Raw genomic sequence first — 13,996 nt, 5'->3', positions numbered from 1 at the left:
GCCCGGCCCGCGGACACGATCGCGCGGGAGGGCCCGGCCGCCGACGGGGCGGCCGGGCCCTCCCGCCGCACCACCCGCGGCCGGGCCGCCCCGGGCGGTTCAGCCGTACGGGTAGAAGCCCGAGCCCGTCTTGCGGCCCAGGCGGCCCGCGTCGACCATGCGCTGGAGCAGCGGGGGAGCGGCGTACAGCGGCTCCTTGTACTCCGCGTACATCGAATCGGCGATCGAGGCGATGGTGTCCAGGCCGATCAGGTCGGACAGCTTGAGCGGGCCCATCGGGTGGGCGCAGCCCAGCTCCATGCCGTTGTCGATGTCCTCGCGGCTCGCGATGCCCGACTCGAACATCCGGATCGCGGACAGCAGGTACGGCACGAGGAGCGCGTTGACGACGAAGCCGGACCGGTCCTGCGCGCGGACGGCGTGCTTGCCCAGCACGCTCCGCACCAGGGCCTCGGACCGCTTGACCGTCTCCTCGCTCGTGGTGAGCGCCGGGATCAGCTCGACGAGCCGCTGGACGGGCGCCGGGTTGAAGAAGTGGATGCCGATGACCTGGTCCGGCCGCGAGGTCGCGACGGCCAGCTTGACCAGCGGGATCGAGGAGGTGTTGGAGGCGAGGATCGCGTCCGGGCGGGTGATCACCTGGTCCAGGACCTGGAAGATCTCCGTCTTGACCTGCTCGTTCTCGACGACGGCCTCGATGACGAGGTCGCGGTCGGCGAACTCGCCGAGGTCGGTGGTGAAGCTGAGGCGGGCCAGGGTGGCGTCCCGCTCCTCCTCGCTGATCTTGCCGCGTTCGGCGGCCTTGGTCAGCGAGTTGTGCAGCCGGGTGCGCCCGATCTCCAGGGCCTCGCCGGTGGTCTCGGCGACCTTCACCTCAAGACCGCTGCGGGCGCACACCTCGGCGATGCCAGCGCCCATCTGGCCACAGCCCACCACGCCGACCCGTGCGATGTCGGTCGGGAGGGTAGAGAGGTCCGTCACATCGTGCCTTTCGCTGCTCATCCATCGCGGGTCCCCCGTGTTCGGCAGTGGTAACTGCACCCCGGCGCCCGCCACGCCCCACGACGTTACTCCGGCGTTGCCTCCGGTGGCGGGCCGGGGCGGGCATGCTGTGCCCACGCAGAGCGATGTCACGGAGCGGAACGGAGTCTTCACATGGCGTACATCGGACGGCGGGGGCTGCTGACGGGGGCCGCGGGCGTGCTGGCCGCGACGGCGGCGGGCCCGGCAGCGGCGGCGGGCACCGCGGCGCGGGTGCCGGAACCGGCGGGGCCGCCAGGGGTGCTCCCGGCGCGGGCCGCCACCGGAGGCCGGGCGGGGGCCGCGGAGTTCCGCGGGATGTGGATCGCCTCCGTACAGAACGTGGACTGGCCCTCCAGGAGCGGTCTGCCCGCCCGGGAGCAGCGCGCCGAGCTGATCAGGCTCCTCGACACGGCCGTGGCGCGCCGGCTCAACGCCGTGGTCCTCCAGGTCCGGCCGGCCGCCGACGCCCTGTGGCCCTCGGCGTACGAGCCGTGGTCGCAGTGGCTGACCGGGGTGCAGGGCCGCGACCCGGGCTGGGACCCGCTGGGCACGGCGGTCGCCGAGGCGCACGCGCGCGGGCTGGAGCTGCACGCCTGGTTCAACCCGTACCGGGTGGCCCACCACACCGATCCCTCCCGGCTCGCGGCCTCGCACCCGGCGCGCCGCAACCCCGGCTGGACCGTCGCGTACGGCGGCAGGCTCTACTACAACCCGGGGCTGCCGGAGGTGCGGGCCTTCGTGCAGAAGGCGATGCTGGACGCCGTTTCCCGCTACCCCGTCGACGCGGTGCACTGGGACGACTACTTCTACCCGTACCCCGTCGCCGGGGAGCACTTCGACGACGACGGGGCCTACGCGGAGTACGGCGGCTCCTTCTCCTCGCGCGCCGCCTGGCGCCGCCACAACACCGACACCCTCGTCCAGGAGATGTCGCGGCGGCTGCGCGCCGACCACCCGGCGGTGCGGTTCGGCGTGAGCCCCTTCGGGGTGTGGCGCAACCGGAGCACGGACCGGCTCGGCTCGGCCACGCGGGCGCTCCAGGCGTACGACGACCTCTACGCGGACACGCGCAAGTGGGTGCTGGAGGGCTGGGTCGACTACATCGCGCCCCAGGCGTACTGGCACATCGGGCACCCGCAGGCCGACTACGCGACGGTCGTGCCCTGGTGGGCGAAGACGGTCGCGGGCACCGGCGTGGACCTGTACGTGGGCGAGGCCCTCTACCTGTGCGACGCCCGCAGCTCCGTCGCGGCCTGGCGCGACCCCGCGGAGCTGTCCCGGCACCTGACGTTCGCCCGCCGGTACGCGGAGGTCCGCGGCCACGTGTACTTCTCGGGGAAGCACGTGGTCGCGGACCCCAATGGAGCGCTGGCCAGGGTCGTCGCCGACCACTACCCGACGGAGGTGCCGCCGAGCTGAGCCCCTACCGGGCGGCGGACTTGCCCCCGGACTCGTCCGGGTGGCGTACGACGCAGTCGGGGCCGGGGGACATGACGGCGTCGTGCCCGTCCGGGAAGTGGACCCGGTACGGGGGAGCGCCGTTCTCACCCAGGACCTCGACGATCTCGCCCACCCTGTCGTGCTGGCCCACGATCCTGCCGTGCTGCACCAACTGGTCGCCCTCGGTCGCGCGCATGTGCTGACCTCCCTCGGAGCCGGTCCGATCCGGTGCTAGAAGTTTAGGCCGATCCGTAGCTATTTGACCCGTTGGGTCACGGTGATGCAGACCAGGACGGCGCAGGCGGCCAGCGGGGTGGCCGGGGACAGCCGCTCGCCCAGCAGCGCCACCGACCACACCAGGGTGAGCAGCGGCTGGGCGAGCTGGAGCTGGCTGGCGCGCGGCGCGCCGATCTCGGCCATCCCCCGGTACCAGACGTACAGCCCGAGGAAGGTCGAGCCGGCCGCCGCCCACACCAGGCCGGTCACCCCGTGCCAGTTCAGGTGCACCGGCTCCGAGGCGAGCGCCACCGCCGAGCCCGCGAGCGTCAGCGGCAGGCACAGCACCAGCGCCCAGCCGATCACCTGCCAGCCCGGCATGGCGCGGGCCAGGCGTCCGCCCTCGGTGTAGCCGGCCGCGCACACCAGCAGCGCCCCGAACAGGTAGACGTCCCCGGTCGAGACCGAGCCGCCGCTCTGGGCCAGGGTGAAGCCGAGGATCACCGCGGCGCCGGCGACGGCCGCCGCCCAGAAGCGGCCCGACGGGCGGGCGCCGGTGCGCAGGGCCGAGAGGGCGGCCGTGGTCAGCGGCAGCAGGCCGACGACGACGGCGGCGTGCGAGGTGGTGGAGGTCTGCAGGGCGAGGGTGGTCAGCAGCGGGAAGCCGGCCACCACCCCGGCGGCGACGACGGCCAGGCCCGCCCAGTGTTCGCGGGCCGGCAGGGGAACCCGTCCGGCCAGCAGGAAACCGCCGGCGATCACCGCCGCCAGCACGCTGCGCAGGGCGACGAGCGACCAGGGGCCGAAGCTCTCCAGCCCCCAGGCGGTGGCGGGGAAGGTCAGCGAGAAGGCGACCACCCCGAGCAGGGCCAGAGCGGTACCGCTGCGCGTGCCCGTGCGTCCGCGGGTGCCGCCGTCCACCTGGAGTGCTATCGGGGCGAGGCCAGTAGCGCTATTCTGTGCTGTCATGTACGAGCGTAGCAGTGTGGCCGAGCTGGCAGAATCCCTGCGATCTGAGCTCGACCGCTACCCGGTGGGTGGAAAGCTCCCCTCCAGCCGGGCCATGGTCGAGCGCTACCGGGTCAGCCCGGTCACCGTCTCCCGGGCCCTCGCGCAGCTCGCCGCCGAAGGCCTCGTCGTCACCCGCCCCGGCGCCGGCGCCTTCCGCGCGCATCCCCGTACGAACGACCCCGCCCCCGGGGACACCTCCTGGCAGGCCCTCGCCCTCAGCTCCGAGGGCGCCGGGGAGGTGGTCCCGCGCTCCGTGGACGCCGCCGGGGTGGTGAACTCCCTCGCCGTACCGCCGGCCGGGGTCATCGAGCTCAACGGCGGCTACCTGCACCACTCGCTCCAGCCCGAGCGGGCCATGGCCGCGGCCCTGGCCCGCGCCGGACGCCGCCCCGGGGCCTGGGGGCGGCCGCCCATGGAGGGGCTGCCCGAGCTGCGCGACTGGTTCGCCCGGGAGATCGGGGGCGCGGCCGGGTCGGTGGGCGCCGCCGACGTGCTGATCACCGCCGGCGGGCAGAGCGCGCTGACCACCGCCGTACGGGCGCTGGCCCCGCCCGGCGCGCCGATCCTGGTCGAGTCGCCCACCTACCCCGGCCTGCTGGCCATCGCCCGCGCGTCCGGCTGCCGGCCGGTGCCCGTCCCGGTGGACGCCGACGGGGTCCGGCCGGAGCTGCTGGCCGCCGCCTTCGAAGCCACCGGCGCACGCGTCTTCGTATGCCAGCCGCTGTTCCAGAACCCGACCGGCGCCGTACTGTCCGCCCCGCGCGCCACCGAGGTGCTGCGCATCGCGCGGGCCGCCGGGGCCTTCGTGGTCGAGGACGACTACGCGCGCAACCTCGCCCACGAGGACGCCGGGCCGCTGCCCGCGACGCTCGCCGCCCAGGACTCCGACGGGGTCGTGGTCCACGTCCGTTCCCTGACCAAGGCCACCTCGCCCAGCCTGCGGGTCGGCGCGCTCGCCGCCCGCGGCCCGGTCCTGGACCGGCTGCGCGCGATCCAGGTCGTCGACACCTTCTTCGTGCCCCGGCCGCTCCAGGAGGCCGCGCTCGAACTGGTCGGCGCGCCCGCCTGGCCGCGCCACCTGCGGACCGTCGCCGCCGAGCTGCGCCACCGGCGCGACGTGCTCGTCGGCGCCCTGCGGCGGGAGCTGCCCGGCACCGGACCCGCCCACCTGCCCTCGGGGGGCTTCCAGCTCTGGGTGCGCCCCGCCGGGGGCGGCGACGACGCCGGCTTCGCGGCGGCGGCCCTGCGCGCCGGGGTCGCCGTCACCCCGGGGCGCCCGTACTTCTGCGCCGAACCGCCCGCCGCGCACGTCCGGCTGAGCTTCGCCGGGGTCTCGGGCCCGGGGGAGCTGGTGGAGGCGGTGCAGCGGCTGCGGGGCGCGCTGCCCGGGGGCGTGCCGGGCGCGGCGGCCGAGGCGGCGCAAACCCGTTGAGGGGACCGGGAAGCCGCCCCTAGCCTGCGGGTATGACCCGCATAGAGATCACCTCCCTCGCCCGCCGCCCAGAACTCGCCCCCCGGCTCTGGGACATGGAGGACTCCTGGCCGGAGTTCGCCCTGCAGGACCCGATCGGGTGGCTGCTGTACCCGCGCCTGGTCGCCGAGTTCCCCGAGTACGTCTTCATCGCCACCGAGGGCGCGGCGGTGGTGGCCCGCGCCTTCAGCGTGCCCTTCGCGCTGCACACGCCCGAGCGCGGCGGGGTGCTGCCCGGGCAGGGCTGGGACCGGGTGCTGATGTGGGCCTTCTCCGACCAGCGGCGGGGGGTCCGGCCCGACACGGTCAGCGCCCTGGAGATCTCCGTCGCGGCGGGCCGGCAGGGCGAGGGCCTCTCCGGCCGCATGCTCACCGCCATGCGCGAGGGCGCCCGGGCGGCCGGGTTCGCCGAGGTGGTGGCCCCGGTCCGGCCGAGCGGCAAGCCCGCCGAGCCCGACACCCCGATGGTGGAGTACGCGTACCGGACCCGCGGGGACGGACTGCCCCACGACCCGTGGCTGCGGGTCCACGTACGCGCGGGGGCGGTCATCGACTCGGTGGCCCCCGCCTCGATGACCATCAGCGGCACGCTCGACCAGTGGCGGCAGTGGACCGGCCTGCCCTTCGACGAGCCGGGCCCGGTCCGCGTACCGGGAGCGCTCACCCCCGTGCACTGCGAGCCCGCTCACGACCGCGCGGTCTACGTGGAACCGAACGTATGGGTCCGCCACCCGCTCGGCGCCGTCCCGGCGGTCTCCGCGTGATCACGGTCCGCGCCGCCGGCCCGGGCGACGGGGACGCCGTCGGCGAGATCCACGCCGCCGCCTGGGAGGCCGCGTACGCCCCCTTCTTCACCCCGGAGTTCGCCGCCGAGGGCATCCGCAGCCGGCGCACCCGCTGGCATGCGCGGCTCGCGGAGGACCCGAGGACGGTCCTGCTGGCCGAGGCCGGCGGCCGGCCCCTGGCGATGTCCTGGTCCCGCCCCTCCGGGACCCGGCCGGGCCTCGCGGAGATCCTCAGCTTCTACGGCCACCCCGACGGCTGGGGCAGTGGCGTCGCCGCCGTGCTGATGGAGGCGACGCTGGGCCGCCTGCGCGGCGACGGATTCGCCCGCGCGCACCTGTGGACCCTGCGCGACACCCCGCGCTCGCGCCGCTTCTACGCCAAGTGCGGCTTCGCCGCGACCGGCGCCACCCGGCCCCTCGACTTCGGGGACGGCCACCCGCTTGAGCAGGTCGAGTACGAGCGGGAGTGTTGAGTCAGGCGCCCTTCCGGACCGGGCGCCGCCGGATCGGAGGGACGTCGCCGGACGAGGTGGAAGGCTTTGCATAAAACTGCATAGGTACGTATAGTCATGCCATCGAGGAGGAGGGTCCGATGGTGGTACGTGTTGCGGTGGCCGGAGCGAGCGGATACGCGGGCGGTGAAGTCCTGCGCCTGCTGCTCTCGCACCCCGAGGTGGAGATCGGCGCGCTGACCGGGCACTCCAACGCCGGGCAGCCCTTCGGCCCCCTCCAGCCGCACCTGGTCCCGCTCGCCGGACGAACCCTGGAGGCGACCACCCCCGAGGTCCTCGCCGGCCACGACGTCGTCTTCCTGGCCCTGCCGCACGGACAGTCCGCCGCCGTCGCCGCCCGGCTCGGCGAGGACGTGCTCGTCGTCGACATGGGCGCCGACCACCGGCTGAAGGCCTCCGCCGACTGGGACGCGTTCTACGGCGCCCCGCACGCCGGCACCTGGCCCTACGGGCTCCCCGAGCTCCCCGGCGGCCGGGCCGCACTGGCCGGGACCAGGCGCATCGCCGTCCCCGGCTGCTTCCCGACCGCCGTGTCGCTCGCCCTCTACCCCGCCTACCAGGCGCGCCTCGCCGAGCCGGAGGCCGTGATCGTCGCCGCCACCGGCACCTCCGGCGCCGGCAAGGCCCTCAAGCCGCACCTGCTCGGCTCCGAGGTCATGGGCACCGTCACCCCCTACGGCGTCGGCGGCGCCCACCGGCACACCCCCGAGATGGTGCAGAACCTCTCCCCGCTGGCGGGGGAGCGGGTCTCCGTCTCCTTCACCCCGCACCTCGTGCCGATGCCGCGCGGCATCCTCGCCACCTGCTCCGCGAAGGCGCTGCCCGGCACCACCGCGGAGTCACTGCGCGCCGCGTACGAGAAGGCCTACGCCGACGAGCCCTTCGTCCGGCTCCTTCCCGAGGGCCAGTGGCCCACCACCAAGGCCGTGTACGGCTCCAACGCCGTCCACGTCCAGGTCGCGTACGACGGGTCCGCCCGCCGGATCATCGCCATCAGCGCGATCGACAACCTCACCAAGGGCACCGCCGGCGGCGCGGTGCAGAGCATGAACATCGCCCTGGGGCTCCCCGAGGCGCTGGGTCTTTCCACGATGGGAGTGGCGCCGTGAGCGTGACGGCTGCACAGGGATTCACGGCGGCGGGCATCGCCGCCGGGATCAAGGCGAACGGCAACCCCGACCTGGCCCTCGTGGTCAACAACGGGCCGCGACTGGCCGCCGCGGGCGTCTTCACCTCCAACCGCGTCAAGGCCGCCCCCGTGCGCTGGTCCGAGCAGGTGCTGCGCGGCGCGACCGTCAGCGCGGTCGTCCTCAACTCCGGCGGCGCCAACGCCTGCACCGGCCCCAAGGGCTTCCAGGACACCCACGCCACCGCCGAGAAGGTGGCGGCCGTCCTGGGCGGCGAGCACAACGCCGGTGAGATCGCGGTCGCCTCGACCGGCCTGATCGGCGTCCTGCTCCCCATGGACAAGCTGCTCCCCGGCATCGAGACGGCGGCCGCCGCCCTCAGCACCGACGGCGGCGAGGCCGCCGCCATCGCCATCAAGACCACCGACACCGTCCACAAGACGGCCGCCGTCTCCCGGGGAGGCTGGACGGTCGGCGGCATGGCCAAGGGCGCGGGCATGCTCGCCCCCGGCCTGGCCACCATGCTCGTCGTCCTCACCACCGACGCCGACCTGGACAGCGCCACCCTCGACAAGGCCCTGCGGGACGCGACCCGCACCACCTTCGACCGGGTCGACTCCGACGGCTGCATGTCCACCAACGACACGGTGCTGCTGCTCGCCTCCGGCGCCTCCGGCCAGGTACCGGCGTACGAGGACTTCGCCGAGGCCGTACGGAGCGTCTGCGACGACCTCGCCCGCCAGCTGATCGGCGACGCGGAGGGCGCCAGCAAGGACATCCGCATCGAGGTCGTCGGCGCGGCCAGCGAGCAGGACGCGGTCGAGGTCGGCCGGTCCATCGCCCGCAACAACCTGCTCAAGTGCGCCATCCACGGCGAGGACCCCAACTGGGGCCGGGTCCTGTCCGCCATCGGCACCACCAGGGCGGCCTTCGACCCGGACCGGCTCAACGTCGCCATCAACGGCGTCTGGGTCTGCAAGAACGGCTCCGTCGGCGAGGACCGCGACCTGGTGAGCATGAAGGACCGCGAGGTCCGCATCACCGCCGACCTGTCCACCGGCTCCGAGTCCGCGGTCATCTGGGCCAACGACCTGACGGCCGAGTACGTCCACGAGAACAGCGCGTACAGCTCATGAGCACCGCGAGGCGCCACACCGCGCTCCCCAAGGCCGAGATCCTCATCGAGGCCCTGCCGTGGCTCACCCGGCACAACGGCAAGATCGTCGTCATCAAGTTCGGCGGCAACGCCATGATCGACGAGGATCTGAAGGCCGCCTTCGCCCAGGACGTGGTCTTCCTGCGCCAGGCCGGCCTGCGGCCCGTCGTCGTCCACGGCGGCGGCCCGCAGATCAACGCCCAGCTCGACAAGCAGGGCCTGGTCAGCGAGTTCAAGGCCGGCCTGCGGGTCACCACCCCGGAGGCCATGGACGTCGTACGCATGGTCCTGGCGGGCCAGGTCCAGCGCGAACTGGTCGGCCTGCTCAACCAGCACGGGCCGCTCGCCGTCGGCATGACCGGCGAGGACGCCCACACCATCACCGCCACCAAGCACACCCCGCTGATCGAGGGCGAGGCCGTCGACATCGGCCGGGTCGGCGAGATCACCGCCATCGACACCGGCGCCATCGAGGCCCTGCTCGGCGACGGCCGGATCCCGGTCATCTCCTCCATCGCGCGCAGCGCCGACGACGGCCACGTGTACAACGTGAACGCCGACACGGCGGCCGCCGCGCTCGCCGCCGCGCTCGGCGCCGAGACGCTGATGGTCCTCACCGACGTGGAGGGCCTCTACGCGGACTGGCCCAACAGCGACGAGGTCATCAGCCGGCTCACCGTCAGCGAGCTGGAGAAGCTGCTGCCCGAGCTGTCCAGCGGCATGGTGCCGAAGATGGAGGGCTGCCTGCACGCCGTGCGCGGGGGCGTCAGCACCGCCCGGGTGATCGACGGGCGGGTCCAGCACTCGATCCTGCTGGAGATCTTCACCGACGAGGGAATCGGCACGATGGTCGTGCCCGACGCACAGGGAGGGGACGGCACGTGAGCGGCAACCAGGAGTACGCGGCCCGCTGGCAGGGGGCGCTGACCAACAACTACGGCACCCCCGCGCTCGCCCTCGTACGCGGTGCGGGCGCGCAGGTCTGGGACGCGGACGGCAAGCAGTACACCGACTTCGTCGGCGGCATCGCGGTCAACGCCCTCGGCCACGCCCACCCGGCCGTCGTCTCCGCCGTGACCGGGCAGATCGCCACCCTCGGACACGTCTCCAACCTCTACGCCTCCGAGCCCGTCCTCGCGCTCGGCGAGCGGCTGCTCCAGCTCTTCGGCCGAGAAGGCCGCGTTTTCTTCTGCAACTCCGGTGCGGAAGCGGTCGAGGCCGTCTACAAGATCGGTCGGCTGACCGGACGGAACCACATGGTCGCCACCGGCGGCGGCTTCCACGGCCGGACCATGGGGGCCCTCGCCCTGACCGGCCAGCCGGCGAAGCAGCAGCCCTTCCTGCCGCTGCCCGGCGAGGTCACGCACGTCCCGTACGGTGACGTGGAGGCCCTCCGGGCGGCCGTCACCGAGGACACCGCCTTCGTCCTCGTCGAGCCCGTCCAGGGTGAGAACGGCGTGGTCGTGCCGCCCGCCGGCTACCTGACCGCCGCCCGCGAGATCACGCGGGCCACCGGCACGCTGCTCGCCCTCGACGAGGTGCAGACCGGGATCGGCCGCTGCGGCAGCTGGTTCGAGCACCAGCAGCACGAGGGCGTCGAGCCCGACCTCGTCACGCTCGCGAAGGGCCTCGGCGGCGGCCTGCCCATCGGCGCCGTGGCCGCCTTCGGCCCGGCGGCGGACCTGCTCCAGCCCGGCCAGCACGGCACCACCTTCGGCGGCAACCCGGTCGCCTGCGCCGCCGGACTCGCCGTGATCGACACCATCGCCGCCGAAGGACTGCTCGACCAGGTCAAGGCGCGGGGAGAGCGGCTGCGCTCCGGAATCGAAGCCTCCGCCCATGGGCTGGTCTCCCACGTCCGCGGGTCAGGGCTGTTGCTGGGTATCGTGCTGACGGAGCCGCTCGCACCGCAGGTGCAGCTCGCGGCCCAGCAGGCCGGATTCCTGGTCAACGCGCCCGCCCCCGACGTCGTACGGCTGATGCCCCCGTTCGTCATCACCGAGGCCGAGGTCGACGCGTTCGTCCGGGCACTTCCCGGCATCCTCGACGAAGCGGGACGACCCGGAGAATGAGACGACGATGAGCCAGGCGCAGGAACCCGAGCAGAACGGCGGCCCCTCCGTTCCGCAGACCCGCACCGCCCGCCACCGCCGGATCGTGGACATCCTCAACCGGCAGCCGGTCCGCTCCCAGAGCCAGCTGGCCAAACTGCTCGCCGACGACGGGCTGAGCGTCACCCAGGCGACGCTCTCCCGCGACCTCGACGAGCTGGGAGCCGTCAAGATCCGCAACACCGGCGGCGAGCTGATCTACGCGGTTCCCAGCGAGGGCGGCTTCCGCACCCCGCAGGCCCCGCTCGGCGAGTCGGCGAAGGAGGAGCGCATGCGCCGCCTCTCCGGCGAACTGCTGATCTCGGCGGAGGCCTCCGCGAACCTCGTGGTCCTGCGCACCCCGCCCGGCGCGGCCCAGTTCCTCGCCTCGGCGATCGACCAGGCCGAACTCCACGCGATCCTCGGCACCATCGCGGGCGACGACACCCTGATGCTCATCAGCCGCGACCCGGCCGGCGGCCAGGCCCTGGCCGACCACCTGCTGCGCCTGGCGCAGAAGGAGGGCTAGGGCCTGTCGCGGCACGCGGCCCCCGGCGGGCGGCCCCTCAGTAGCGGGTGACCGCGAGGGCGCCCGTCTCCGTGCCGATCGCGATGTGCGGGCGGCGGCGGGGGTCCGCCCAGCGCAGGAGCTCGCGCATCGCGCCGTGCGGGACCGAGACGCAGCCGGCGGTGGCGCCCTTGCCGTTCACGTGCAGGAAGATGCCCGCGCCCCGGCCGCGTACGGGCCGGTCGTAGTTGAAGGCGACGACCAGGGCGTGCGCGTACTGCTCCGGATACCCCACCAGGTGTTCGGCCTCGCCCGGCGCGCAGTCGGCGGGCAGCGGCTCCGTCCAGCGGTTGTAGGCGGCGGACGCGTTGTCCTGGCACCACCACGAACGGTCCGTCACCCTCCGGTACCGGTACGCCGTCCCGGCCGGGGCGTGCGCGATGCCGAAGGCGTACGGCAGCCCGTACAGGCCCGCCGGGGTGGTGCTGGTGCCCTGGACCCGGGAACCGCCCTCGGTCAGGCCGTTCGCGCCGAACCGGGCGGGCGCGCTGCCCGCCTCGAACCAGCGGCCCGCGCGCCGGTCCCACCAGCTCAGCACCCCCGTCGTGGACCCCGGCGCGGGGGCGACGGCGGTGATCAGCTGGCTGCCGCCGCCGGTGTCGGCGAGACGGGCGGGCAGAGGGGCGGAGTCGTACGGGAGCAGCCCGGCGAGGACCAGCGAGCCGGCGAGCAGAGCGGTACGCAGCACACGTCAGACGGTACGTCCGAGGCGGGCCCCCGCAGCGCAGGCAGGCCGTGGGAGGACGTCACGGCCGCAGCTCCCGCACGTCCGGCAGCCGGGCCGACCGCGTCGGCAGCACGCCCAGCTCCGCGAGCAGGACCGCGTCCTCGACGGCGATGCCCAGCCGGCGCAGCGCGGGCGTCGATTGACGAAACATACGGAGCAATGCATAGTTATGCCTACTGCGGCCGGTCACGACGGCGCGTCGCGTCGCGCCGTGAATCGTTTGACGCTGTACCGAGACGGCCTCTCCGCTTCCTGCGCGGCGGGGAGACCGTCGCACCACCACCCTCATGAGGAGCAGTAGCTGTGAGCAGCAACAACGGTGACGTCCGGCTCTGGGGCGGCCGGTTCGCCGACGGCCCGTCCGAGGCCCTCGCGAAGCTGTCCGCTTCGGTCCACTTCGACTGGCGACTGGCGCCGTACGACATCGCCGGCTCGCGCGCCCACGCCCGCGTCCTCGCGAAGGCGGGCCTGCTCACGGCCGAGGAGCTCGACCGCATGCTCGCCGGGCTCGACCGGCTGGAGGCCGATGTGGCCGACGGCTCCTTCACCGGCACCATCGCCGACGAGGACGTGCACACCGCCCTGGAGCGCGGCCTGCTGGAGCGGCTCGGCCCCGACCTCGGGGGCAAGCTGCGCGCGGGACGCTCCCGCAACGACCAGGTGGCCACCCTCTTCCGGATGTACCTGCGCGACCACGCGCGGATCATCGGCGGGCTGATCGCCGACCTCCAGGACGCGCTGGTCGGCCTCGCCGAGGCGCACGCGGACGTGGCGATGCCGGGCCGGACCCACCTCCAGCACGCGCAGCCCGTCCTGTTCGCCCACCACGTACTGGCCCACGTGCAGTCCCTGTCCCGGGACGCGGAGCGGCTGCGGCAGTGGGACACCCGGACCGCGGTCTCCCCGTACGGCTCGGGCGCCCTGGCCGGCTCCTCGCTCGGCCTGGACCCGGAGGCGGTCGCCGCCGACCTGGGCTTCGAGCGGGGCTCGGTCGGCAACTCGATCGACGGCACCGCCTCCCGCGACTTCGTCGCCGAGTTCGCCTTCGTCACCGCGATGATCGGGATCAACCTCTCCCGGATCGCGGAGGAGATCATCCTGTGGAACACGAAGGAGTTCTCCTTCGTCACCCTCCACGACGCCTTCTCCACCGGCTCGTCGATCATGCCGCAGAAGAAGAACCCCGACATCGCGGAGCTGGCGCGCGGCAAGTCGGGCCGCCTGATCGGCAACCTGACCGGCCTGCTCGCCACCCTGAAGGCGCTGCCCCTGGCGTACAACCGGGACCTCCAGGAGGACAAGGAGCCGGTCTTCGACTCCTGCGACACCCTCGAGGTGCTGCTGCCGGCCTTCACCGGGATGATGGCCACCCTCACCGTCCACCGGGAGCGGATGGAGGAGCTGGCCCCGGCGGGCTTCTCGCTCGCCACCGACATCGCCGAGTGGCTGGTCAAGCAGGGCGTGCCCTTCCGCGTCGCGCACGAGGTCGCCGGCGAGTGCGTCAAGGAGTGCGAGGCGCAGGGGATCGAGCTCGACGAGCTCACGGACGAGCAGTTCGCGAAGATCTCGGAGCACCTGACCCCCGAGGTCCGTACCGTCCTCAACGTCCCCGGCGCCCTGGCCTCCCGCAACGGCCGCGGCGGCACCGCCCCGTCGGCGGTCGCGGTCCAGCTCACCGAGGTGAAGGCCGACCTGGTCATCCAGCACGCCTGGGCCGCCCACAAGCAGTAGCCGACGTGCCCGCGGGGGGGGGGGGGGGGGGGGGGGGGGGGGGCGCCCCCCCCCGGCGGGGGGGGGGGGGGGGGGGGGTTGGTGGTTTCGTTGGTTCTTTCCTTTTGTTTTATTCTTTTTTTTGCACCTCCTCTTTCTT

The 13,996-nt window shown here is 73.8% G+C and carries 15 protein-coding genes; 10 read left to right on the top strand and 5 right to left on the bottom strand.

Annotated features, from left to right (window positions below):
* Positions 1-99 precede the first annotated feature (99 nt).
* Positions 100-1,002, bottom strand: a complete 903-nt coding sequence (locus ACZ4WZ_RS19115) for a 3-hydroxybutyryl-CoA dehydrogenase (RefSeq protein WP_467891725.1) — start codon at positions 1,000-1,002, stop codon at positions 100-102.
* Positions 1,003-1,155: 153 nt separating this feature from the next.
* Here ACZ4WZ_RS19115 and ACZ4WZ_RS19110 point away from each other — a divergent pair, with 153 nt between their 5' ends.
* A complete protein-coding gene (locus tag ACZ4WZ_RS19110; protein ID WP_467891723.1) occupies positions 1,156-2,442 on the top strand; it encodes a glycoside hydrolase family 10-like protein in 1,287 nt (428 codons plus the stop codon).
* Between the two features lie 4 nt (positions 2,443-2,446).
* On the opposite strand, the gene ACZ4WZ_RS19105 is transcribed toward ACZ4WZ_RS19110, so the two are convergent.
* Both ACZ4WZ_RS19105 and ACZ4WZ_RS19100 read right to left on the bottom strand, forming a co-directional pair.
* The gene (locus tag ACZ4WZ_RS19105) at positions 2,447-2,659 is read right to left on the bottom strand and encodes a DUF1918 domain-containing protein (RefSeq protein ID WP_467891721.1); all 213 of its coding nucleotides are present in this window, start codon (positions 2,657-2,659) and stop codon (positions 2,447-2,449) included.
* Between the two features lie 59 nt (positions 2,660-2,718).
* The gene (locus tag ACZ4WZ_RS19100; RefSeq protein ID WP_467891718.1) at positions 2,719-3,648 is read right to left on the bottom strand and encodes a DMT family transporter; all 930 of its coding nucleotides are present in this window, start codon (positions 3,646-3,648) and stop codon (positions 2,719-2,721) included.
* On the opposite strand from ACZ4WZ_RS19100, the gene ACZ4WZ_RS19095 reads away from it, so the two are divergent.
* From ACZ4WZ_RS19095 to ACZ4WZ_RS19060, 8 genes are all read left to right on the top strand, one after another.
* A complete protein-coding gene (locus ACZ4WZ_RS19095) occupies positions 3,647-5,122 on the top strand; it encodes an aminotransferase-like domain-containing protein (protein ID WP_467891716.1) in 1,476 nt (491 codons plus the stop codon). The two genes, ACZ4WZ_RS19100 and ACZ4WZ_RS19095, sit on opposite strands and share 2 nt — an antisense overlap.
* Positions 5,123-5,154: 32 nt before the next feature.
* Positions 5,155-5,925: an N-acetyltransferase gene (locus ACZ4WZ_RS19090; RefSeq protein WP_467891714.1), complete on the top strand. Its 771-nt coding sequence runs from the start codon at positions 5,155-5,157 to the stop codon at positions 5,923-5,925.
* Positions 5,922-6,419 carry a GNAT family N-acetyltransferase gene (locus ACZ4WZ_RS19085; RefSeq protein ID WP_467891711.1) on the top strand — a complete coding sequence of 166 codons (498 nt, stop codon included), beginning with the start codon at positions 5,922-5,924 and terminating at the stop codon, positions 6,417-6,419. The genes ACZ4WZ_RS19090 and ACZ4WZ_RS19085 overlap by 4 nt, the downstream gene beginning before the upstream one ends.
* 119 nt (positions 6,420-6,538) lie before the next feature.
* Complete coding sequence (gene argC, locus ACZ4WZ_RS19080; protein WP_467891708.1) at positions 6,539-7,567, top strand: N-acetyl-gamma-glutamyl-phosphate reductase; 1,029 nt, start codon at positions 6,539-6,541, stop codon at positions 7,565-7,567.
* Positions 7,564-8,721 carry a bifunctional glutamate N-acetyltransferase/amino-acid acetyltransferase ArgJ gene (gene argJ, locus ACZ4WZ_RS19075; RefSeq protein ID WP_467891706.1) on the top strand — a complete coding sequence of 386 codons (1,158 nt, stop codon included), beginning with the start codon at positions 7,564-7,566 and terminating at the stop codon, positions 8,719-8,721. Before argC ends, argJ begins: the two co-directional genes overlap by 4 nt.
* Positions 8,718-9,626, top strand: coding sequence for an acetylglutamate kinase (gene argB / locus ACZ4WZ_RS19070; RefSeq protein ID WP_467891704.1), 909 nt, complete (start codon positions 8,718-8,720; stop codon positions 9,624-9,626). The genes argJ and argB overlap by 4 nt, the downstream gene beginning before the upstream one ends.
* A complete protein-coding gene (locus tag ACZ4WZ_RS19065; RefSeq protein WP_467891702.1) occupies positions 9,623-10,813 on the top strand; it encodes an acetylornithine transaminase in 1,191 nt (396 codons plus the stop codon). Before argB ends, ACZ4WZ_RS19065 begins: the two co-directional genes overlap by 4 nt.
* A gap of 7 nt (positions 10,814-10,820) precedes the next feature.
* The gene (locus ACZ4WZ_RS19060) at positions 10,821-11,360 is read left to right on the top strand and encodes an arginine repressor (RefSeq protein ID WP_007263124.1); all 540 of its coding nucleotides are present in this window, start codon (positions 10,821-10,823) and stop codon (positions 11,358-11,360) included.
* Positions 11,361-11,397: 37 nt separating this feature from the next.
* On the opposite strand, the gene ACZ4WZ_RS19055 is transcribed toward ACZ4WZ_RS19060, so the two are convergent.
* Together ACZ4WZ_RS19055 and ACZ4WZ_RS19050 are read right to left on the bottom strand one after the other, a co-directional pair.
* Positions 11,398-12,084 (bottom strand): L,D-transpeptidase family protein, encoded by a 687-nt coding sequence (locus tag ACZ4WZ_RS19055; protein ID WP_467891837.1) that lies wholly within the window; start codon positions 12,082-12,084, stop codon positions 11,398-11,400.
* 61 nt (positions 12,085-12,145) lie between these two features.
* A complete protein-coding gene (locus tag ACZ4WZ_RS19050) occupies positions 12,146-12,277 on the bottom strand; it encodes a hypothetical protein (RefSeq protein WP_467891699.1) in 132 nt (43 codons plus the stop codon).
* A gap of 152 nt (positions 12,278-12,429) precedes the next feature.
* Here ACZ4WZ_RS19050 and argH point away from each other — a divergent pair, with 152 nt between their 5' ends.
* Positions 12,430-13,857, top strand: a complete 1,428-nt coding sequence (gene argH / locus ACZ4WZ_RS19045; RefSeq protein WP_467891697.1) for an argininosuccinate lyase — start codon at positions 12,430-12,432, stop codon at positions 13,855-13,857.
* Positions 13,858-13,996 lie beyond the last annotated feature (139 nt).

The organism is Streptomyces sp. NPDC029122, from assembly GCF_055569445.1.
This window is presented reverse-complemented; position numbering and strand designations above follow the sequence as displayed.

Bases quoted from the DNA above. Each gene is read 5' to 3' on its own strand.
- ACZ4WZ_RS19115 (WP_467891725.1), bottom strand. From the start codon at position 1,002: ATGAGCAGCGAAAGGCACGATGTGACGGACCTCTCTACCCTCCCGACC.
- ACZ4WZ_RS19110 (WP_467891723.1), top strand. From the start codon at position 1,156: ATGGCGTACATCGGACGGCGGGGGCTGCTGACGGGGGCCGCGGGCGTG.
- ACZ4WZ_RS19105 (WP_467891721.1), bottom strand. From the start codon at position 2,659: ATGCGCGCGACCGAGGGCGACCAGTTGGTGCAGCACGGCAGGATCGTG.
- ACZ4WZ_RS19095 (WP_467891716.1), top strand. From the start codon at position 3,647: ATGTACGAGCGTAGCAGTGTGGCCGAGCTGGCAGAATCCCTGCGATCT.
- ACZ4WZ_RS19100 (WP_467891718.1), bottom strand. From the start codon at position 3,648: ATGACAGCACAGAATAGCGCTACTGGCCTCGCCCCGATAGCACTCCAG.
- ACZ4WZ_RS19090 (WP_467891714.1), top strand. From the start codon at position 5,155: ATGACCCGCATAGAGATCACCTCCCTCGCCCGCCGCCCAGAACTCGCC.
- argC (WP_467891708.1), top strand. From the start codon at position 6,539: ATGGTGGTACGTGTTGCGGTGGCCGGAGCGAGCGGATACGCGGGCGGT.
- argB (WP_467891704.1), top strand. From the start codon at position 8,718: ATGAGCACCGCGAGGCGCCACACCGCGCTCCCCAAGGCCGAGATCCTC.
- ACZ4WZ_RS19060 (WP_007263124.1), top strand. From the start codon at position 10,821: ATGAGCCAGGCGCAGGAACCCGAGCAGAACGGCGGCCCCTCCGTTCCG.
- ACZ4WZ_RS19050 (WP_467891699.1), bottom strand. From the start codon at position 12,277: ATGTTTCGTCAATCGACGCCCGCGCTGCGCCGGCTGGGCATCGCCGTC.